The sequence below is a fragment of the Priestia endophytica genome (assembly GCF_026790145.1).
Taxonomy (GTDB): Bacteria; Bacillota; Bacilli; order Bacillales; family Bacillaceae_H; genus Bacillus_I; species Bacillus_I endophytica_A.
The window spans coordinates 487,293-506,719 of the sequence record NZ_JALAMS010000001.1; the positions used below are offsets into that span (position 1 = coordinate 487,293).

General features: G+C 37.6%; 21 protein-coding genes. 18 read left to right on the forward strand and 3 right to left on the reverse strand.

The genetic code is table 11. The features are described 5' to 3' along the window. Nucleotides 1-28: 28 nt before the first annotated feature. The gene (locus tag MOC86_RS02495) at nucleotides 29-934 is read right to left on the reverse strand and encodes a COX15/CtaA family protein (RefSeq protein WP_268582565.1); all 906 of its coding nucleotides are present in this window, start codon (nucleotides 932-934) and stop codon (nucleotides 29-31) included. A 516-nt stretch (nucleotides 935-1,450) separates the two neighbouring features. Here MOC86_RS02495 and cyoE point away from each other — a divergent pair. From cyoE to MOC86_RS02530, 7 genes are all read left to right on the forward strand, one after another. Then, entirely contained in the window at nucleotides 1,451-2,371 is a 921-nt protein-coding gene (gene cyoE / locus MOC86_RS02500; protein WP_268582566.1) for a heme o synthase, read from the forward strand. Nucleotides 2,372-2,496: 125 nt separating this feature from the next. Further along, a complete protein-coding gene (gene coxB / locus MOC86_RS02505; RefSeq protein ID WP_268582567.1) occupies nucleotides 2,497-3,552 on the forward strand; it encodes a cytochrome c oxidase subunit II in 1,056 nt (351 codons plus the stop codon). Nucleotides 3,553-3,584: 32 nt separating this feature from the next. Then, complete coding sequence (gene ctaD / locus MOC86_RS02510) at nucleotides 3,585-5,447, forward strand: cytochrome c oxidase subunit I (RefSeq protein ID WP_268582568.1); 1,863 nt, start codon at nucleotides 3,585-3,587, stop codon at nucleotides 5,445-5,447. Further along, nucleotides 5,448-6,071, forward strand: coding sequence for a cytochrome (ubi)quinol oxidase subunit III (locus tag MOC86_RS02515; RefSeq protein ID WP_268582569.1), 624 nt, complete (start codon nucleotides 5,448-5,450; stop codon nucleotides 6,069-6,071). Nucleotides 6,072-6,074: 3 nt separating this feature from the next. Next, nucleotides 6,075-6,401, forward strand: a complete 327-nt coding sequence (gene ctaF / locus MOC86_RS02520; protein WP_124050303.1) for a cytochrome c oxidase subunit IVB — start codon at nucleotides 6,075-6,077, stop codon at nucleotides 6,399-6,401. A gap of 67 nt (nucleotides 6,402-6,468) precedes the next feature. Further along, the gene (gene ctaG / locus MOC86_RS02525; protein WP_268582570.1) at nucleotides 6,469-7,383 is read left to right on the forward strand and encodes a cytochrome c oxidase assembly factor CtaG; all 915 of its coding nucleotides are present in this window, start codon (nucleotides 6,469-6,471) and stop codon (nucleotides 7,381-7,383) included. Nucleotides 7,384-7,447: 64 nt separating this feature from the next. Then, entirely contained in the window at nucleotides 7,448-8,602 is a 1,155-nt protein-coding gene (locus tag MOC86_RS02530; protein WP_268582571.1) for a GNAT family N-acetyltransferase, read from the forward strand. A gap of 20 nt (nucleotides 8,603-8,622) precedes the next feature. On the opposite strand, the gene MOC86_RS02535 is transcribed toward MOC86_RS02530, so the two are convergent. After that, the gene (locus tag MOC86_RS02535) at nucleotides 8,623-9,003 is read right to left on the reverse strand and encodes a YugN family protein (protein ID WP_019393024.1); all 381 of its coding nucleotides are present in this window, start codon (nucleotides 9,001-9,003) and stop codon (nucleotides 8,623-8,625) included. A gap of 219 nt (nucleotides 9,004-9,222) precedes the next feature. Here MOC86_RS02535 and MOC86_RS02540 point away from each other — a divergent pair, with 219 nt between their 5' ends. From MOC86_RS02540 to MOC86_RS02555, 4 genes are all read left to right on the forward strand, one after another. Beyond that, on the forward strand, nucleotides 9,223-9,645 hold the full coding sequence (locus MOC86_RS02540; protein WP_268582572.1) for a CBS domain-containing protein: 423 nt from the start codon (nucleotides 9,223-9,225) through the stop codon (nucleotides 9,643-9,645). Between the two features lie 217 nt (nucleotides 9,646-9,862). Next, a complete protein-coding gene (locus tag MOC86_RS02545; protein ID WP_268582573.1) occupies nucleotides 9,863-10,891 on the forward strand; it encodes a CAP domain-containing protein in 1,029 nt (342 codons plus the stop codon). 56 nt (nucleotides 10,892-10,947) lie between these two features. Beyond that, nucleotides 10,948-11,712 (forward strand): sporulation protein YpjB, encoded by a 765-nt coding sequence (locus tag MOC86_RS02550; RefSeq protein ID WP_268582574.1) that lies wholly within the window; start codon nucleotides 10,948-10,950, stop codon nucleotides 11,710-11,712. An 80-nt stretch (nucleotides 11,713-11,792) separates the two neighbouring features. Further along, nucleotides 11,793-12,473, forward strand: coding sequence for a zinc metallopeptidase (locus tag MOC86_RS02555; protein WP_061803570.1), 681 nt, complete (start codon nucleotides 11,793-11,795; stop codon nucleotides 12,471-12,473). 28 nt (nucleotides 12,474-12,501) lie between these two features. Here MOC86_RS02555 and MOC86_RS02560 read toward each other — a convergent pair whose 3' ends face one another. Further along, nucleotides 12,502-13,374 (reverse strand): YitT family protein, encoded by an 873-nt coding sequence (locus MOC86_RS02560; RefSeq protein WP_019393029.1) that lies wholly within the window; start codon nucleotides 13,372-13,374, stop codon nucleotides 12,502-12,504. Between the two features lie 174 nt (nucleotides 13,375-13,548). Here MOC86_RS02560 and MOC86_RS02565 point away from each other — a divergent pair, with 174 nt between their 5' ends. From MOC86_RS02565 to panB, 7 genes are all read left to right on the forward strand, one after another. Continuing rightward, nucleotides 13,549-13,884 (forward strand): nucleotide pyrophosphohydrolase, encoded by a 336-nt coding sequence (locus tag MOC86_RS02565; protein WP_019393030.1) that lies wholly within the window; start codon nucleotides 13,549-13,551, stop codon nucleotides 13,882-13,884. Between the two features lies 1 nt (nucleotide 13,885). Beyond that, nucleotides 13,886-14,686 (forward strand): 4-hydroxy-tetrahydrodipicolinate reductase, encoded by an 801-nt coding sequence (gene dapB / locus MOC86_RS02570; protein WP_243513726.1) that lies wholly within the window; start codon nucleotides 13,886-13,888, stop codon nucleotides 14,684-14,686. 15 nt (nucleotides 14,687-14,701) lie between these two features. Beyond that, nucleotides 14,702-15,118, forward strand: coding sequence for a methylglyoxal synthase (gene mgsA / locus MOC86_RS02575; RefSeq protein WP_019393032.1), 417 nt, complete (start codon nucleotides 14,702-14,704; stop codon nucleotides 15,116-15,118). Next, complete coding sequence (bshA, locus tag MOC86_RS02580) at nucleotides 15,118-16,251, forward strand: N-acetyl-alpha-D-glucosaminyl L-malate synthase BshA (RefSeq protein ID WP_268582576.1); 1,134 nt, start codon at nucleotides 15,118-15,120, stop codon at nucleotides 16,249-16,251. Before mgsA ends, bshA begins: the two co-directional genes overlap by 1 nt. A 5-nt stretch (nucleotides 16,252-16,256) precedes the next feature. Then, the gene (locus MOC86_RS02585; RefSeq protein ID WP_268582577.1) at nucleotides 16,257-17,441 is read left to right on the forward strand and encodes a CCA tRNA nucleotidyltransferase; all 1,185 of its coding nucleotides are present in this window, start codon (nucleotides 16,257-16,259) and stop codon (nucleotides 17,439-17,441) included. Continuing rightward, nucleotides 17,411-18,400: a biotin--[acetyl-CoA-carboxylase] ligase gene (locus MOC86_RS02590; RefSeq protein WP_268582578.1), complete on the forward strand. Its 990-nt coding sequence runs from the start codon at nucleotides 17,411-17,413 to the stop codon at nucleotides 18,398-18,400. The genes MOC86_RS02585 and MOC86_RS02590 overlap by 31 nt, the downstream gene beginning before the upstream one ends. 184 nt (nucleotides 18,401-18,584) lie before the next feature. Next, nucleotides 18,585-19,418 (forward strand): 3-methyl-2-oxobutanoate hydroxymethyltransferase, encoded by an 834-nt coding sequence (gene panB, locus MOC86_RS02595; RefSeq protein ID WP_243513707.1) that lies wholly within the window; start codon nucleotides 18,585-18,587, stop codon nucleotides 19,416-19,418. Nucleotides 19,419-19,427 lie beyond the last annotated feature (9 nt).

The window sequence follows — 19,427 nt, forward strand, 5'->3', positions numbered from 1 at the left end:
GCGACGAGTTCTCTCGTCGCTTTTTTTATTATATACGTTTTTTCTTTTTATCTCGACTTGCTACCATTACTAAATAACTTAGAACACCGAATAGACAGCTAATAAATAATGAATGTGAAAGGGAGAAGAAAAGGCTTAGTTTTGTGTAGACAACAAGCACTCCTGACAATGCCTGCAAGCAAACAAGCACAAGTGATGCTAACCATCCATAATAAATGTTCTTTTGATCTTTATAATGTTTCGCAGCATGAATGAAAGCGATCAAAATAAGAACAAAAATAAGACCAGCAGCCATTCTGTGAGCCATTTGAACCCATTCATTAAATTGTGTTGGCATATTCGTTCCATAGCAGAACGGTACATCAGGGCAAGCAAGACTTGACTCTGTATGACGAACGAACGCTCCTGAATATACAACAATAAAACTATAGGCTAGTGTTCCATAAATAAATCCTCTCATTGGTTTGCGGATAGATACGTTATCAGCATCAAGTTTTTTATCCACTTCAAAAATTAATAGAGTAAGAAGAAGAACAGAAGCAAATGAAACAAGAGAAACACCAAAGTGTAAAGCCATAATGATATCTGATTGGCCCCAAACTACTGCTCCTGCTCCAAGAAGCGCTTGTAGAATAAGGAACACAAGAGACATGATTGATAAGAACTTTGTTTCACGAATATGTCCAATTGCAATCCATGCCCAAATACATAAAGCTAAGACGATAAAACCGCCGACTCCTGTTACTACACGGTGAGCAAGCTCAATGATAAGCTCAGGAGTAATATTACTTGGAATAAGCTCTCCGTGGCAAAGTGGCCAAGAACGGCCACAGCCCATGCCAGACCCGGTCTTTGTTACGAGTGCCCCACCTAATAAAATAAACAACATCGCAAGTGTTGTAATAACAGATAATACTTTTAAACCGCGTTGCAAATTATTCACCATCCTCATTGTCAATAGCATCTTTTGTTAAGTATGTTGTTGTGAAATGTTATAAAGGCGCTTCTTTATCCTATCATAAATTCTTTTATGAAAAAGACAAGAAAAAAGGAAGAGGTGCAGGAAAAAAAACGTTTACCACAGAAATGTAAACTTATAGAAAATAGCTAACTTTTAACATGAAAGCGTTACAATTTGTGGTATGCTAAGAGAAAAGTATTAAAAACTCTCCAAGATTACGCTCGAGATTAGTCCTTTCACATATTCCATATCCATTTTAGAGGTTTTTATAGAAAACAATCAACAAGAGAACAAGAGATTTGTTTGTTTGACATAAAAAGTCCATATTTTTTTCATATTTCTTTCACAATTATCGACAGAGACGCACTAATCAACTTCCAATGTTAAAAATACTAAATTAGGCTCATATGTTTATAACCTTATAAAGAGCAAGATACACCTCTGTATAGACTGAAGTAGCTTTATGAGAGTCAAAAGGGGGGAGCGGAAATGGATTATTCCACAGAATCCGTATCATTGCCACCGCAGAATCCAGAAATTAAAACAACAGTTTGGCAAGAGTTTTTAACTGTTATTAAAATTGGCATCGTAAATTCAAGTATGCTCACTACATTTACAGGTTTTTGGCTTTCCCTCAAGTTTAATGAAAAACCTTTTACTGAGCATCTAGACCTTGCTTTCTTCACCCTAGTAGGTTCAGCGTTTATTATTGCGGGATCTTGTAGCTTAAATAATTATATTGATCGAGATATTGATCCTCTTATGAAAAGTAAACAAACAAGACCAACTGTTACAGGTCGATTTCATCCTTTAACTGTATTACTTATTGGGCTTGGATTGACAGCAACAGGACTTTTTATGCTGTTAGCTGCTCATATTATAGCCGCTCTTATTGGAGTAGTCGGCATTTTTACATACATTTTTTTCTACACCATGTGGTCGAAACGTCGCTATACAACAAATACGATTATTGGGAGTATTTCAGGGGCTGTTCCTCCGTTAATAGGGTGGGGAGCTGTTGATCCTACATTAAGTCTTGAAGCCTGGATTCTCTTTTTGATTTTATTCATTTGGCAGCCTCCCCATTTTTTTGCACTTGCCATTTTGCGAGCTGAAGAGTATAGAGCTGCTAAAGTTCCAATGTTACCTGTTGTTTATGGTAATCCACTAACAAAGCGACAAATGATTGTATGGATAACTTGTTTAATTCCGCTACCCTTTTATCTTTATGAGTTAGGCATAACATTCGTTGCTATTGCATCTATTTTAACAATAGGTTGGCTCTTAATAGGGGTAAGTTTATATTGGAAATTAAAAACTGAAAAATGGGCTAGAATCATGTTTGTTTATTCTGTTAACTATGTCACGTTTCTTTTTGTAAGTATGATTTTAGCTAGCTTCTTTACTTAATTTGTTTCTTCTTTACTTTTTATATAGAAGAATAGGAAGCGTTTTTGTAAAGGTTTAAGATTTTTTTAAGAAAACGCTTTTATCTCGAAAGTTGATTTGAAAATAAAAGAATAGGGGGATAGAACATGGGAAAATGGCGCCTATTATCTTTGCTCAGTTTTGTTATCCTGTTTCTTTCTGGCTGTGGTGAGCCTTTTATATCAACGCTTACCCCAGCTGGTGAAGTAGCAGACGCACAGTATGAACTTATGCTTTTAAGCACAGCCATTATGGTTCTAGTCGTTGTAGTTGTGACAGTTATTTTCATTTACGTTATTATTCGTTTCCGACGAAAAGGAAGAGAAAGCTATCTTCCAAGACAGGTAGAAGGAAATCATAAGCTAGAAATTTTGTGGACCGTTATTCCAATTTTACTGCTTGTTATTCTTGCTGTACCAACTGTTTCCTACACATTCAAATTAGCGGACACAAGGGAAATGAAGAACGCGAAAAATCCAGAAGATGCGGTGGTTGTAAACGTAAGAGCTAATTTATACTGGTGGGAATTTGAGTATAAGAATCAGAAGATTATTACTTCTCAAGACCTTGTTGTGCCAACAGATGAAAAAGTTTATTTTAATTTGCAAGCTTCAGATGTAAAGCACTCTTTTTGGATTCCAGCTGTAGGAGGCAAGCTTGATACAAATACAGATGGAACAAACAAGTTTTATTTAGAGTTTGACAGTAAGAGATCTAAAGAAGCAGGAAACGTATTTTATGGGAAATGTGCTGAACTTTGTGGACCTTCACATGCATTGATGGATTTTAAAGTAAAAGCGGTTGATAGAGAAAGTTTTGATCAATGGGCTAAAGATCTAGCAAATACTAAACCTGAAGTAACAACAGCAGAAGCGAGCGCTGGAGAAGAAGTATTTAAGCAAAACTGTCTAAGCTGTCACGCCGTTGATGCAGGAGATAAACGCCCTGCTGAAGCAAGAACAGCTCCAAATCTGGCGGGCTTTGCAGATCGAGAAAAAATTGCTGGTGTTTTAGATCACAATGAAGAAAATCTGAAAAAATGGATTGAAAATCCGGAATCAGTTAAGCCAGGAAATAAAATGACAGGAACATATAAAGAATTAACTCCAGAACAAGTTGATGAGTTAACACAATACTTACAAACATTGAAGCTTAAAGAATAGCACAATTCTAAAGTAAAGGAGGATGTTCACGCATGAGTACATTAGCGAATACAAAACCTAAGTCTGTTTTATGGGATTACTTAACAACGGTTGACCATAAAAAAATTGCCATTCTTTATTTAGTTGCAGGCGGTTTTTTCTTTATTGTTGGTGGCATTGAAGCAATGCTTATTCGTATTCAGCTTGCTGTTCCTGAGAATACGTTTGTTGGAGCTGATACGTACAATGAACTGATGACAATGCACGGAACCACGATGATTTTTTTAGCTGCCATGCCACTTATATTTGCCCTTATGAATGCCGTTGTCCCTCTGCAAATTGGAGCGAGAGATGTTGCTTTTCCATTTTTAAATGCACTTGGATTTTGGCTGTTTTTAATGGGTGGAATCTTTCTTAATCTTGGCTGGTTTTTAGGTGGAGCTCCTGATGCAGGATGGACATCTTATGCATCTTTATCCTTGCACTCCCCTGGCCATGGTATTGATTTTTATACGCTTGGTTTACAGATTTCTGGGGCAGGAACGCTCATTGGCGGGATTAACTTCTTAGTCACAATCATTAATATGCGTGCTCCTGGCATGACATATATGAGGATGCCTCTTTTTACATGGACCGTTTTTGTTGCTTCGGCCCTCATTTTATTTGCTTTTCCACCGCTTACTGTCGGCATTTTTCTTATGATTTTTGATCGCCTGTTTGGTGCTAATTTCTTTGATCCGACCCTTGGTGGAAATACAATTATTTGGGAGCACCTTTTCTGGATATTTGGTCATCCTGAAGTATATATTCTTATACTTCCTGCATTTGGTGTTTTTTCAGAAGTGTTTGCAACGTTTTCAAGAAAACGTCTTTTTGGATATACATCAATGGTATTTGCCATTGTGCTTATTGGATTTTTAGGATTTATGGTATGGGTTCACCATATGTTCACAACAGGACTTGGTCCAATTGCAAATGCAATATTTGCTGTTGCAACAATGGCGATTGCTGTACCAACCGGAATTAAAATCTTCAACTGGCTTTTGACAATGTGGGGCGGAAGTATTTCATTTACAACGCCAATGCTTTACGCTGTTTCATTTATTCCTTCGTTCGTTTTAGGAGGCGTAACAGGGATCATGCTTGCAGCTGCTCCTGCTGACTATCAATATCACGATACATACTTCGTTGTTGCTCACTTCCATTACGTGATTGTTGGTGGTGTTGTGCTTGGTCTTCTAGCTGGTGTTACCTATTGGTGGCCGAAAATGTTTGGGAAAATACTTGACGAGAAACTTGGGAAAATTACATTCTGGTTATTTTCAATTGGTTTTCACCTTACGTTCTTTATTCAGCATTTTGTTGGATTAATGGGAATGCCGCGCCGCGTATGGACATTCTTAGATGGGCAAGGGTGGAATACAGCAAACTTAATCAGCTCAATTGGTGCTGTGTTTATGGCTGTTGCTGTGCTTATTTTAGTGATTAATGTTATTAAAACGAGCATAAGCAAACAACAAGTAGATGGCGATGCATGGAGAGACGGTCGAACGCTTGAATGGGCTATTCCATCTCCACCGCCTGAATACAATTTTAAGCAAACACCTCTCGTTCGTGGTCTTGATCCATTGTGGATTGAAAAAATGGAAGGAAGAAAGGAAATCGTTCCAGCTGAGCCGGTAGGAGATATTCATATGCCAAATGGTTCTATCTTACCGCTTTTAATGTCCCTTGGATTGTTTATTGCGGCAATTGGATTTCTTTATCGAAATGACTATGCTTGGGGAGATCCGATTGGAGCAGGAGGGTTATTTATTACATTCGCTTCTATGTTTTTAAGATCTTGGATTGATGATCATGGCTATCACATTCATAAAGAAGAGCTTCTAGATGAAGATGAAAAGGAGGTTAAATAATTGAGCGCAGAGGAAAAGTTAACAAGAGAAAATTTCCCTGAATCTCCTGAAAAAACAACGCTAGAAGGAAAGAACAAGTTTTTAGGATTTTGGCTTTTTCTTGGCGGAGAGACCGTTTTGTTTGCTTCTTTATTTGCGACATACTTGGCTCTAAAGGATTCCAATGCTGGAGGAGCAACGTCTCAAGACTTATTTGAGCTTCCAATTGTATTTATTGCCACAATGTTGTTATTAACAAGCAGTTTAACAAGCGTATACGCGATTTATCATATGAAAAACTTCCAATATCGTAAAATGCAGGTTTGGTTTATTATTACAATTTTACTTGGAGCGGGATTTTTGGCACTTGAGATCTATGAATTCAATCACTATGTACACGAGTTTGAGTTTACATTTAAAAGCAGCGCATTTGGATCTGCTTTTTATACGCTTGTTGGCTTTCATGGAGGGCACGTTGCGGTTGGGTTAAGCTGGTTTATTACCCTTTTAATTCGCAATGGCAGAAGAGGGCTAAGCTTATACAATGCACCTAAATTCTATGTCGCAAGTCTTTATTGGCATTTTATCGATGTTGTCTGGGTCTTTATTTTCACAGTCGTATATTTAATGGGAATGGTGGGATAAAACATGACGACAGAAGAAAAAAATGTAAGAGGCGATTGGGAATATCGCCTTAAGAAAAACAGGGATGAGATGAGAATGCAAGTTGTCTCTTTTTCCCTTATGCTTTTTTTAACATTAGTCGCTTTTTTTGCAGTCTCCTATGATAAATACTCAGCTTGGTTTATCGTACCGTTTATTTTATTGCTTGGTGTTGTGCAAGTGGTCTTTCAACTTTACTATTTTATGCATATGAGTCATAGAGGTCATGGAACAGCAGCATTCTTTTTGTACTCAGGTGTTTTGGTTGCTTTCTTAACAGTACTGACATTTTTAACGATTGTTTGGATTTGAAACTACAAAAGGGATCAGCAGTATGCTGATCCTTTTCTAACATTTATGCAGAGAAAGGAGAAAGAACATGTCTAATCTTGATATATTTGGTTTTCGCGCGCTTTTTAGTCCTTACTTCTTTCTGTTTCTTGTTTTTATTACTCTTCTTTATTTTCTCATAGTCAATAAGGGCTACAGTCGATTTAGGAAAGGGAAAAAAACTTCATGGCAAACGAAAATGTTTTTTGTACTAGCAATCGTTACTCTATATATTATTAAAGGAAGTCCTGTTGACCTTCTTAGTCATCTTATTTTTAGTGCTCATATGACGCAAATGGCTCTTTTATATTTAGTTGTGCCTCCTCTTTTTATTCTTGGTATTCCATCATGGGGATTTGAAGTGGTGCTATTTAATAAGCGGGTTAAACCGCTCTTTTCATTTGCTACAAAACCGCTTATTTCTTTGATTTTATTCAATGGTGCTTTTTCGTTTTATCATCTTCCTCTTATCTTCGATCTTGTAAAAACAAATGCTTTTATACATGGCAGTGTAACAAGTTTTCTTTTTGTATCTTCTTTTTGCATGTGGTGGCCTCTTATGAATAAAGTAAATGAAAATGACATGTCAGGGATTAAGAAAATAGGTTATATTTTTGCTAATGGGGTTTTACTGACGCCTGCATGCGCGCTTATTATTTTTGCAGATACTCCGCTTTACGAGACATATACCTCTCCTGATGCATGGTTACAGGCAATGTCGCTTTGTGTGCCAGTGGATATGTTAGGTTCATTAAATATATCAGGTCCAGAAATGTTTAATACGCTTCCGCCATTAGAAGATCAACAACTTGGTGGGGTTTTGATGAAAATTATTCAAGAAATTGTATATGGTTCTATTTTAGCGTACGTCTTTTTTGGATGGGCACGAAGAGAGCGAGAAAAAGATGCTATCTCACCGCTTCCCGACGATTTTTCCCCCTCTGAGCATATTGTGAACAAATAGAAACATTTGAAAGTCATTCTACCTCGCTTTACAATATAAAGGAAAAGCAAAGGGGGAAGAAAAGATGAATGTAGAAAAACTAATAGATGAGAGAGATTTTAAAAAATCAATTGAGCTATCTGATTATGCTTTTCAGCGGGGATTTACAGAGGAAGAGAAAAAACTTCGTCTTCAAAGAATGCAGGAAAACTTAGTGCTCGGCATCAAAAAAGAAGAAGAACTTGCAGCAAACCTCCAAGTCCTTTCATCAGAAGTATGCATAAATGGGGAATATTATTCGATGGGAGGCATTGCAAGCGTTGGGTCTTATCCAGAACATCGACGTGGAGGACTTGTTACAAAGCTTTTGGAAGCTTCATTTGTAGAGATGAGGAAAATGGGCCAAGTTATTTCTTATCTTCATCCGTTTAAAGTAAATTTCTATCGCAAATATGGATACGAAGTTTTTGCAGACGAAAAACAGTATACAATCGAAAACGTTGATCTTAAACGATTCCAAGAAGGAGAAGGACGTATTGTACGACTTTCTTTTGAAGAAAGTTTGCCAGCGCTTCAGTTCTTATATGAAAAAGTGCAGAATCACTATAGCGGAACATTAAACAGAACAGAGAAGTGGTGGAAAGAGAGGGTTTATAAAGAAGGAGATTACTACATAGTATGCAAGAATAAGGATGATCAAGAGGAAGGGTATCTCCGCTATGAAATCAACAACCGTACTATGATTGTACATGAGTATGTAAGCATAACTGTAGATGCCAAAAAGTCTATATGGAATTTTATTTGTCAACACGATTCAATGGTTGATAAAGTCACAATTAAAGCAGCGAAGAATGATATCCTTGCCCACCTTTTGGATAATCCTCGTATTGAACAAAAAATATGGCCGTATTTTATGGCCCGAATTATAGATGTTGAAAAGTTTCTATCTCTTTACAAGCTCAGCATGAAAAGGGACCTTCTTTTGAACGTTCAGGATAGTTCGGCTCCATGGAATGAGGGAACTTATGCTATTTCTGACGGGAAAGTGAAGAAACTGAAAGATGGAGAGCAAGGAGGATTAAAGCTTTCTGTTGGTCCTTTGACTGCAATTTTGCTAGGGTATATAACACCAATAGACCTTTATTATGGAGGACAGATTCATGGTGACATTTTAGATGTGGAAGCGCTACAAGAAGCAGTAAGAAACGTGAAACCAACTTATTTTCCGGACTTCTTCTAAAATAAAAAAGACGAAAGAGTTTAAACTCTTTCGTCTTTTTTACTTTGTTGTAAACTTCCAAGTTCGCCTTCAATATCAAGAAGCAGTGATTCACATTGTTCGACAAGATGAGCTGGAAATGTTTCGCCTTCACCGTATTCCACTCCGTGGGGATAATAATGTTTGCCAAGAAGAGGAGTTAAAAGTTGTAAAGTTGCTTTATGTGCCCCTACATCGCCTTCAATCACAAAAGCTTGGACGCGCAAGTAGTACGTATCAGATTGAATCTCAAATTTTCGATCGTATGTAACACGTTCATAATCCCAGCCCTCTGCTCGAATAAGACCGTGCTTTTCCATGATGTAATCAAGGCGATCAAGTGGAGCGGTTAGACCATCGAAATCAACTTGTTCAAAACGCAAAAGACTTCACTCCTTTTTATCAAACATATTCTTTTCTTAATCATAGTATGTATGGAAAAAACTTTCAATGAAAACGTTCTCTTTATAGATATTTTTTTCAAAAAACAGCGTACATAAGGTGAAAGATTTAACTCATACTAACTACGGGAAGAGGTTCCTAATCGATTTAGAAAGATTGGAATTTTCCTGAAAAAACAACGAGAAGCGAGGAGAAAACGAATGGAAACTGTAAGCGATATTATGAGTCATCATACGGACTGCTGTACAACTCAGGATAACATCTATGAAGTAGCTGTAAAGATGAAAGAACTAAATGTTGGAGCTATCCCTATTCTTGATGGAAATAATCTTGTAGGGCTAATTACAGACCGTGACTTAGCAATTCGGGCAATAGCTGAAAAAAGACCAAATTCTTCTCAAGTTACAGATGTTATGAGTCCTAATTTAGTAACAGTAACACCAAACGATTCATTAGAAAAAGCAGTTTCTTTGATGGCAGAGCATCAAGTTCGTCGTCTACCTGTTGTAGATAGCAACAAGCTTGCAGGAATTGTTTCATTAGGAGACATAGCATTAAATCAGTACTCAAACGAAAAAGCGGGTTTAGCGCTTGTGGAAATTTCGAAAGAACTAAACTTTTAAGAAACCAAACTAGTGAGCGACAGAAAATATCTGTCGCTCTTATTTTGTAACCCGTTTTTAAAAAGCTAAGAAGGTTATAATAAGAAATATTTACTGTTTTAAAAGGGAGAATAAAAGCACAAAACATAAAAAGAATGTATGATACATAATAAGAGTGAAAATAATAAGCTGTTGAACATACATGATATATTAGTGTAGATAGAGAGAAGGTGGAAAGTTGAGAAAGATATTTTTTGTAATTGCGGTTATCGCTATTTTTTATGCGATAAGCAGTATACCTTTTAAATCCAACGATGAGGAAAAAAATCAGCAGAAGGAAGAAGCAACGTTTAGTGACCAAAAAGAAGAAGCATCAATAAGTAAAGAGTCTATTTTATCTTTAATTGGTAAAAATAAAGATGATGTTTCAGAACGCTTTGGCAAACCAGACCGAATCGATGAATCACAATATGGTTATAAATGGTGGATCTATCGTTCTTCTCCTTCTTCATATATGCAAATTGGTGTAGAAAAAGATAAAGTTGTTATGGTATATACAATTGGCGATAACGTCAATGTAGATCCTTATTCCATTAATGAAACGAGACAGGAAGTGATGAAACATACACCTGTTTCTCCACAAGTTCAATTCAACTATAAGGGAAATATGTATCAATTTGAAATGTCTGAAGCAGATATGCAGATGAAACCTCTTATTCAATACGAAGACGTATTTGTCCAGCTTTATTTTGATCAATATACAAATAAAATATCAAGTATAAGAGCAATGGATGCTAAGACCCTGATTGAACAGCGTCCTTATGAGCTTACATATCGAGGGGAACTTATAAGTGCAGAAAAACCTTCTAAAGAGATTCAAGAAGAGATTCAGCATGGGAATGAACAACAAATTTTTGATATTACAAACGTGATTCGGATTAGGCATGGCCTAAATGAACTAGGATGGAGTGAAGGAGCTGCTAAAGTAGCATATGGACACAGTACAGATATGAAAGAAAATAATTACTTTGATCACGTTTCTCCAGCGTTTGGAAAGTTAGCTGATCGCCTAGAAAAAGGAGGCGTCCCCTATGATACAGCAGGGGAAAATATCGCTGCTGAGTATCAGGATGGCATCGCAGTTGTTGAAGGTTGGCTTAATAGCGAAGGGCACAGGAAAGCTATGTTAAATCCAGATTTTGATAAGCTTGGAGTCGGTGTTAATGAACAATATTACACACAAAATTTCATTGCTGAAAGAAATTAGACATGGTCTAAACTCGTCCTTTCTTACATAAAGTTTAGTAGTGAGGAGGGACGAACATGAAGCGATGGATAACGTTATTCTGCATGATTCTTTTGTTGCAAAAAGGAGTGACTGTGCAAGCAGAAAGCAGTTGGAGTACGTTGAATGAGCTTGCCGATCAGGCTTTGTCCTTAGCGCAGCAGGAGCATTATAAGGAAGCCATCACATTTATGGACCGTTTTAATGACGAGCTGACTCCAGTAAATAGAGAAAGTTTGCATATTTCAACAGAGCAGTTTCGAATTTTACAATATAGTCACAGTCTTGCGTTACAAGCGTTAGAACAAGGAGACACCGAAGAGGAACCAAGTTCAAAAGTGATGCAGTTCCGGCTTTTGGTCGATGCGCTTCAAACGAATCATCAACCACTTTGGACAGAAATGGAAGAAGAGATGTTAAGTACTTTTGGGAAGTTAAAGGAAAATGCTGAAACTGGAGATCAGGTTGCATTTCAAGAAGATTTAGCCGTGTTTTTGCAGCAATATGATCTTATTCTTCCAAGTGCACAAGTTGATCGCAATCAGCAAGATATTGAGAAAATGAATGATCACGTTGCTTTCCTAAATAATCAAAGCCTTGAGGCGATGAGTGATGGAGAGAAAGAAGCTTATTTTAAACAAATTGAAAAAGATCTTCAAACGCTTTTTGAAAAAGCTCCCTTTCAATCTGATGTTTCTCCATTTTGGGTAATGATGACAATAGGAAGTATTATTGTGACGACTCTTCTTTACGTTGGCTGGCGCAAATATATTGGAAGCCAGACGATTCATAGTTCTTATTAGAGGAAGGCAAATCTTTTGACATGAAGCGCCCTCTTTAATAGAATGAGGATAAGTAAATTTAACTATGTGGAGGCGTATAAATGGGAATGCTCATTTATTTTATAATCATCATCTTAGTTCCAATTTTAGCGAGTTGGAAAGTAAGAAGTGCTTACAAGAAATACTCTAAAGTTCATAGTTCTTCAAATATGACAGGAGCAGACGTTGCTCGTCGTATTTTGAACGACAATGGAATTTATGATGTCACAGTTGAACCAGTTGGTGGGACTCTTTCAGACCACTATGATCCACGTGCAAAGGTTATTCGCTTATCAGAGGATAATTACTATGGAACATCAGTAGCAGGAGCGGCTGTTGCAGCCCATGAAGTAGGGCATGCGATTCAAGACCATGAAAGCTATGCCTTTTTAAGACTTCGTCATTCACTTGTTCCAGTTGCTAATATCGGTTCGAATTTTTCTTGGATTTTGATTTTTATCGGAATTATAGCAGGAATGTCAAATCTTCTGTTATTAGGAATTGTATTTATGCTAGCCGCTGTAGTATTCCAAATTGTTACACTCCCTGTTGAGTTTGATGCGTCAAATCGAGCAATGGCTCAGCTTGTTTCTTCAGGGGTAATTCGAAATGATGAGGAACGCCGCACGCGTAAAGTGTTAAATGCAGCAGCCTTAACATATGTAGCAGCAGCAGCTGTAGCAGTGCTTGAGCTCGTCCGACTTGTTTTAATTTATACAGGAATGTCAAATAGCGAAGAATAAGAAAGAGCCGTCCAGCTGGACGGCTCTTTTAACGTTGTAATGGCATCTTATTTTCATCAAGTGTGAAACCTTCTCCAAGCACGTCATGAACGGTTGTGAAAGCAACGAAGGCATGTGGATCAATAGATGTGACAGCTTGCTTTAACCTAAATACTTCGTTTTTTCCGACAACACAATAGAGGACGTTCATATCTTGTTTAGAAAATGAACCTTGGCCTTTTAAAATTGTGACCCCTCTGTCCATCTCCTTCAAAATACGTTGTGCAATTTTATCATTTTCCTTTGAAATAATGGTGGCGCCTCTTGCTGTATAAGCACCTTCTTGCATCACATCAATAACGCGTGCAGCAACAAACACAGCAACAAGCGTGTACATTGCTTCTCTAAAATCTAAATATGTAATAAGTGAAAGAGCAATCACACCAAAATCAAACATAAACATCGTTCGCCCCATATTCCATCCTACATATTTATTTACAAGACGAGCGATAATATCGACACCGCCTGTTGTGCCTCCAAATCTAAAGATAATTCCGAGCCCTACTCCAATGAAAACACCTGCAAATAGAGCAACAAGGGTCATATCGTTTTCGAGATGAAAATTGATAGGAAAACGCTGGAATATCCAGAGAAATAGCGAAAGCCCTACTGTTCCAAGAATTGTATAGATAAAGGCTACGCGTCCAAGCAATTTCCATCCAATGAAGAAGAGTGGAATATTTAAGACAAGGTTAGAATAAGAAGGATCAATCTTAAAAAGGAAAAATAATAGCAGGGTAATACCTGTAAATCCTCCTTCAGCTAAATTGTTTTGCATGTTGAAATTAACAAGCCCAAAGCCAAAGATAGCGGTTCCAAGCAAAATAAATACAATGTTAGTTATGCGCACTCCTTTAAGCATAAAGCCCCTCCTTTTTAACGTAGTATTCAACACCTATCCTACCATAGAAAAGAGAGTTGATAGTGACAATTGCTATTTTTAAAGCTAGAATAATTGTCAAGAACGTTCTCATTCGCTAACATATGAACAGAGGAAGCGTTTTTACAACTCTCTTAGTATGAACGAGGTGAAACAATGGAAAACAAATCAATGAAAAGAATGCAGCAAGAGGTAGACGAATATATTGGTCAATTTAAAGAAGGCTATTTTAGTCCTCTTGCGATGATGGCTCGTCTGACAGAAGAGCTTGGTGAACTTGCTAGAGAAGTCAATCATTATTATGGAGAAAAACCGAAAAAAGATACAGAAAAAGAAAAAGCAATGGAAGAAGAAATCGGAGACGTTCTTTTTGTGCTTATTTGTTTAGCCAACTCGTTGAACATTAGCTTAGAAGAATCGCATAATCTTGTGATGAATAAATTTAATACGCGTGATGCGAATCGTTGGACGAAAATTGAGGAGGATAAGTAAGATGAATAAAGTTAAAGTTGTAGTAGCAGGACCACGAGGACGTATGGGGATAGAAGCCCTTCACTTAATGAAAAACACGGAAAATTTTGAGCTTGTAGGAGCTATTGATCGTATTAATGAAGGAAAGAAAATTAGTGATGTAGAAGGATTACCGGCAGTTGATGCTCCTATTTATACAGATATTCATACATGCTTAACAGAAACAAAGCCAGATGTTTTAGTTGATTTGACAACACCTGAAATTGGACGATTACATACGAAAACTGCACTTAGCTATGGAGTGCGTGCTGTTGTAGGTACAACTGGTTTTTCTGAAGAAGATTTAACAGAGCTTAAAGAAATGGCAGAAGAAAAAGGGGTAGGCTGTATTATTGCTCCTAACTTTGCAATTGGTGCGATCTTAATGATGAAGTTTTCCCAAATGGCAGCTCGTTATTTTTCAGACGTAGAAATTATCGAGCTTCACCATGACCGCAAACTTGATGCTCCGTCTGGAACAGGGATTAAAACAGCAGAGCTTATTTCCAAAGTACGTGAACCAAAGAAGCAAGGCCATCCTGAAGAAAAAGAAATTATAGAAGGAGCACGTGGAGCAGAATTTGATGGAATACATCTTCATAGCGTGCGTCTACCAGGCCTTATCGCACATCAAGAAGTGTTATTCGGACGCGACGGAGAGTCATTAAAGATTCGTCATGACTCTTATAATAGAGCGTCCTTCATGTCAGGTGTTGAGCTTTGTGTGAATACGGTAATGAACATTGATACGCTTGTTTATGGACTTGAAAATATTATCGAATAGAAGGCGGGAGAAGAGATGAAAATTGCGCTAATTGCTCATGATAAGAAAAAAAATGATATGGTCCAATTTGTGACAGCATATCAAGAAGTTTTAAAAGATCACGAACTTTTTGCAACAGGGACAACCGGTTTTAGAATTCAAGAAGCAACAGGTCTTGATGTTCATCGTTTTCAATCTGGTCCTCTTGGAGGAGATCAAGAAATTGGGGCAATGGTTGCCAACAACAAGATGGATATGGTCCTCTTTTTCCGTGATCCTTTAACAGCTCAGCCTCATGAACCAGATGTAACAGCCCTTATTCGTCTTTGTGATGTATACGCGATTCCGCTTGCAACAAACATGGGTACAGCTGAAGTACTTATTCATGGGCTTCGTCGTGGAGATTTGAAATGGCGCACAATTGTTCATGAAGAACAGAAAGGAAATCTTTAATGAAATTGAAAATCGGCATTGTTTGCTACCCTTCCGTTGGTGGATCTGGAATTGTAGCAACAGAACTCGGTAAATTACTTGCTGAAAAAGGACATGAGATCCATTTTATTTCTTCAAGCATGCCATTTCGTTTAAATAAAGTGTATTCAAATATCTACTTTCATGAAGTGGAAGTGAATCAGTATTCTGTTTTTAAATACCCACCATATGATTTAGCTCTTTCGAGTAAGATTGCAGAGGTGGCAAAGCGTGAGAAGTTGGATCTTCTTCACGCTCATTACGCCATTCCTCACGCTGTTTGTGCTTTCTTAGCAAAGCAGATGGTTGGAGAGCATTTGAAAGTTGTGACAACCTTGCATGGAACGGATATTACTGTACTCGGTTATGACCTCTCCTTGAAGAGTATTATTAAGTTCGCAATTGAAAATTCCGATGAAGTAACAGCTGTTTCCTCTTCGCTTGTTAAACAAACGTATGACCTTATTGCTCCTCAAAAAGAGATTCATACGATTCATAACTTTATTGAACAGAAAGAAGAAACAGGGGAAGATGTTTCACTACTTAAGAAAGAATATGGAATTAAAGAAGGAGAAAAAGTCCTTATTCACGTTTCAAACTTTAGACAAGTGAAGCGGGTAACAGATGTTGTACGAGCTTTTTATCATGTTCAACAAAAGGTTGATGCGAAGCTTTTACTTGTTGGAGATGGCCCAGAGATGACGGCTGTTTGCTATCTTGTTAAAGATCTTGATATTGTAGATAAAGTTCTTTTTCTTGGAAAACAGGAAAATGTGGATGATCTTTATGCCATTAGCGATCTTAAGCTTCTTCTTTCTGAAAAAGAAAGCTTTGGCCTTGTTTTATTAGAAGCAATGGCTAACGGTGTTCCTTGCATTGGGACAAATATTGGTGGAATTCCAGAAGTTATTGAAGATGGGAAAACAGGCTATATCTGTGAAGTTGGTAATTACGAAGAAGCTGCCGAAAAAGCTCTATCTCTCTTACAAAATGATAGTTTGTATGAAGAAATGTCGGCTTCTGCTCTTCGTTCCGTATGGAGTAAATTTTCTTCAAAAGATATCGTCGCGCAGTATGAGGAGCTTTATGAAAAAGCGTTAAACAAAGTGAGGTGAACATCATGAGAGACCCTTTTATAAAACCTTTAGCAATCTTACATAAGCTTCAGCAAAACGGTTATTTAGCATACTTTGTTGGAGGGTCTGTTCGCGATTTTATTATTGGCCGCCCTATTGGCGATATTGATATTGCTACTTCAGCAAGACCAGAGGATGTTGTTCGTTTATTCCCGAAAGTTATTGAAGTTGGCATTGAGCATGGAACAGTTGTGGTGGTCCTTGAAAATGAACCATATGAGGTCACAACATTTCGGACTGAAAGTGATTATAAAGATTTTAGACGTCCTGATGAAGTTACGTTTATTAGTTCGCTTGAAGGAGACTTAGAACGACGTGACTTTACAATGAATGCTATTGCAATGGACGAGAATGAAACCTTAATTGACCCTTTCGACGGAAGGAATGCTATCAAAAGGGGTATCATTGAAACAGTGGGAAACGCAGATGAACGTTTTAGTGAGGATGCACTGCGTATGATGAGAGCTGTGCGTTTTATGAGTCAGCTTTCATTTACAATTACTCCTGAAGTAAAAGAAGCAATAAGAAGAAATTGCCATCTTTTGCAAAATATCGCAATGGAACGTATTTCAGTTGAGTTTCAGAAACTCATGCTCGGAAATAAAGCTACAGAAGCTTTTCAAACAATTGTAGAGACAGGATTGCTTGACGTTTTACCTCTTCATGAAAAGAAGGAGCTTATAGAATATGACTGGACGACCATCAGTGAAGAGACCTCAGCATGGTCGCTCCTTTGTCTGATTCTAGAAGTAGAGGATACCGCTCTATTTTTAAGAAAGTGGAAGCTTTCGAACAAACGAATAAAAGAAACGGAAAAGACGGTCGTTTTTTACCGTTCTATAAAAGAATGGACTCCTTTTGCTATTTATCAAAGTGGATTAGAAGTTGCATTAAGAGTAAATCATCTAAAAAGGATTTTACAAGGCGTACAGAGTGAAGAAGAGAAAATTCGATTGATCTATGAATCCCTTCCAATCTATTCTTCTAAAGATATCGAAGCAAATGGAAAAGATCTTGTTTCATGGAGTAATCGTGCTCAAGGTCCTTGGATTGCACAATGCATCCAAGAACTAAGCGAAAACATTGTTTGTGGCAAAATAGAAAATGATCGGAACGTCATTAAGGAGTGGGTAAGCAAGTGGAGTCTGAAATTCGACGAAAGTTGTTAGAAATGTTTACCACTGGAGAAGAAGAGTATGTGTCAGGTCAGAAAATAAGTGATGAACTTGGCTGTTCACGTACGGCAGTTTGGAAACATATCGAAGATTTACGAAAAGATGGATATGAGCTTGAAGCTGTGAGAAGAAAAGGGTACAAGCTTATTAAAAAGCCAGAGCTTGTTACGCCAGACGCTCTACGGCTTGGATTAGATACAAAGAAGCTTGGCCAAAACATTTGTTATAAAGAAACAGTTGATTCAACTCAAAAGGTTGCGCATCGTCTTGCACAAGAAGGATGTGAAGAAGGCACGCTTGTTATTGCAGAAGAACAGGTTGGTGGACGTGGGCGGTTAAATAGAGCATGGCATTCTCCCAAAACAACAGGCATTTGGATGAGTCTTGTCTTGCGTCCACAAATTCCTCCTCATGAAGCCCCACAGCTTACACTGCTTGCAGCTGTGGCTATTGTGCAAGCAATTGAGGAAATTACAAATATAAAAGTAGATATTAAATGGCCTAATGATATTTTAATAAACGGAAAGAAGCTCGTTGGTATTCTAACTGAAATGCAGGCGGATGCTGACCAGATTCATTCTGTGATTATTGGAATGGGGATTAATGTAAATCAACAAGAAGCAGATTTTAATGATGAGCTTTCTTCTATTGCCACATCGCTTTCCATTGAAAAAGGTGAAAAAATCTCTCGTGCAACACTTGTACAAGCTATTTTAAAGAGGTTAGAAGAACTTTATTATCAATATTTAAAAGCAGGGTTTGCACCAATTAAAATTCTGTGGGAAGCATATGCTATTACAATTGGGCGAAACATTATTGCACGCACGTTAAAAGGCTCAATTGAAGGGTTAGCAAAAGGCATTACTCCTGAAGGAACATTAATGCTTGAAGATCTTGAAGGGAAAATGCATTACATTTATTCTGCTGATATTGAGCTTAGTAATAATAAGTAGTGGTAAAAAAGGGATTTTTCTCTTATAATGACGAGTGAAAGAGTAGTATCTATATGAACTACATCTTTCACTCTTTTTTATTGAAAAGAAATACTATTCTGCCTTGATCCGGGCATGGACTAGGACAGAGGAATGACAAACCAGAGGGTTGTTCATTTCTCTCCATTTAAAGGAGGAAGCGAACATGAGAACAAGAGACAGCTTTATGAAAATGAAAAAGGAAAAAGAGCCAATTGTAATGCTAACAGCTTACGATTATCCGTCTGCTCGTTTAGCAGAACAAGCGGGCGTTGAGATGATTCTTGTTGGAGATTCTCTTGGGATGGTTGTACTCGGATATGAGTCAACAATTCCTGTTACGGTAGAAGACATGATACATCATACAAAGGCCGTAAAAAGAGGAGCAGGCAAGACGTTTATTGTGACAGATATGCCGTTTATGTCCTATCACACTTCAAGAGAAGATGCACTAAGAGCAGGAGCCAAAATAATGCGCGAAAGTGGGGCACATGCTTTGAAGCTTGAGGGAGCAGGTGAAACGCTTAGTGTTATTAAAGCTTTAACAGAAGGAGGCATTCCTGTTGTAAGTCATTTAGGGCTTACTCCACAAACAGTAGGCGTACTTGGAGGCTATAAAGTGCAAGGAAAAGATGCTCAGTCAGCATTAAAGCTTATTGAAGATGCGAAATGTGCTGAAGCCTCAGGAGCTATTGCAGTTGTACTTGAATGTGTACCATATCAGCTCTCAAAACGAATTACAGAGGAACTAGAGATCCCTGTCATTGGAATTGGTGCTGGTTCATATACAGATGGGCAAGTTCTTGTTTATCATGACGTCATTTCTTATGGCGTTGAACGATTGCCTAAGTTTGTGAAAACGTACGGAAATGCAAATGAATATATTGAAAAAAGCTTACGTGAGTATGTCAGTGATGTAAAAGCAAAAACATTCCCAAGTGAAGAGCATTCTTTTACGATGAAAGAAGAAGCGCTTTTTTCTCTTTACGGAGGGAAGTAAGCATGAAGA

Bases quoted from the DNA above. Each gene is read 5' to 3' on its own strand.
- ctaD (WP_268582568.1), top strand. From the start codon at position 3,585: ATGAGTACATTAGCGAATACAAAACCTAAGTCTGTTTTATGGGATTAC.
- mgsA (WP_019393032.1), top strand. From the start codon at position 14,702: ATGAAAATTGCGCTAATTGCTCATGATAAGAAAAAAAATGATATGGTC.
- MOC86_RS02555 (WP_061803570.1), top strand. From the start codon at position 11,793: ATGGGAATGCTCATTTATTTTATAATCATCATCTTAGTTCCAATTTTA.
- MOC86_RS02540 (WP_268582572.1), top strand. From the start codon at position 9,223: ATGGAAACTGTAAGCGATATTATGAGTCATCATACGGACTGCTGTACA.
- MOC86_RS02565 (WP_019393030.1), top strand. From the start codon at position 13,549: ATGGAAAACAAATCAATGAAAAGAATGCAGCAAGAGGTAGACGAATAT.
- MOC86_RS02530 (WP_268582571.1), top strand. From the start codon at position 7,448: ATGAATGTAGAAAAACTAATAGATGAGAGAGATTTTAAAAAATCAATT.
- dapB (WP_243513726.1), top strand. From the start codon at position 13,886: ATGAATAAAGTTAAAGTTGTAGTAGCAGGACCACGAGGACGTATGGGG.
- ctaG (WP_268582570.1), top strand. From the start codon at position 6,469: ATGTCTAATCTTGATATATTTGGTTTTCGCGCGCTTTTTAGTCCTTAC.
- MOC86_RS02560 (WP_019393029.1), bottom strand. From the start codon at position 13,374: ATGCTTAAAGGAGTGCGCATAACTAACATTGTATTTATTTTGCTTGGA.
- panB (WP_243513707.1), top strand. From the start codon at position 18,585: ATGAGAACAAGAGACAGCTTTATGAAAATGAAAAAGGAAAAAGAGCCA.
- MOC86_RS02550 (WP_268582574.1), top strand. From the start codon at position 10,948: ATGAAGCGATGGATAACGTTATTCTGCATGATTCTTTTGTTGCAAAAA.
- bshA (WP_268582576.1), top strand. From the start codon at position 15,118: ATGAAATTGAAAATCGGCATTGTTTGCTACCCTTCCGTTGGTGGATCT.
- cyoE (WP_268582566.1), top strand. From the start codon at position 1,451: ATGGATTATTCCACAGAATCCGTATCATTGCCACCGCAGAATCCAGAA.
- ctaF (WP_124050303.1), top strand. From the start codon at position 6,075: ATGACGACAGAAGAAAAAAATGTAAGAGGCGATTGGGAATATCGCCTT.
- MOC86_RS02585 (WP_268582577.1), top strand. From the start codon at position 16,257: ATGAGAGACCCTTTTATAAAACCTTTAGCAATCTTACATAAGCTTCAG.
- coxB (WP_268582567.1), top strand. From the start codon at position 2,497: ATGGGAAAATGGCGCCTATTATCTTTGCTCAGTTTTGTTATCCTGTTT.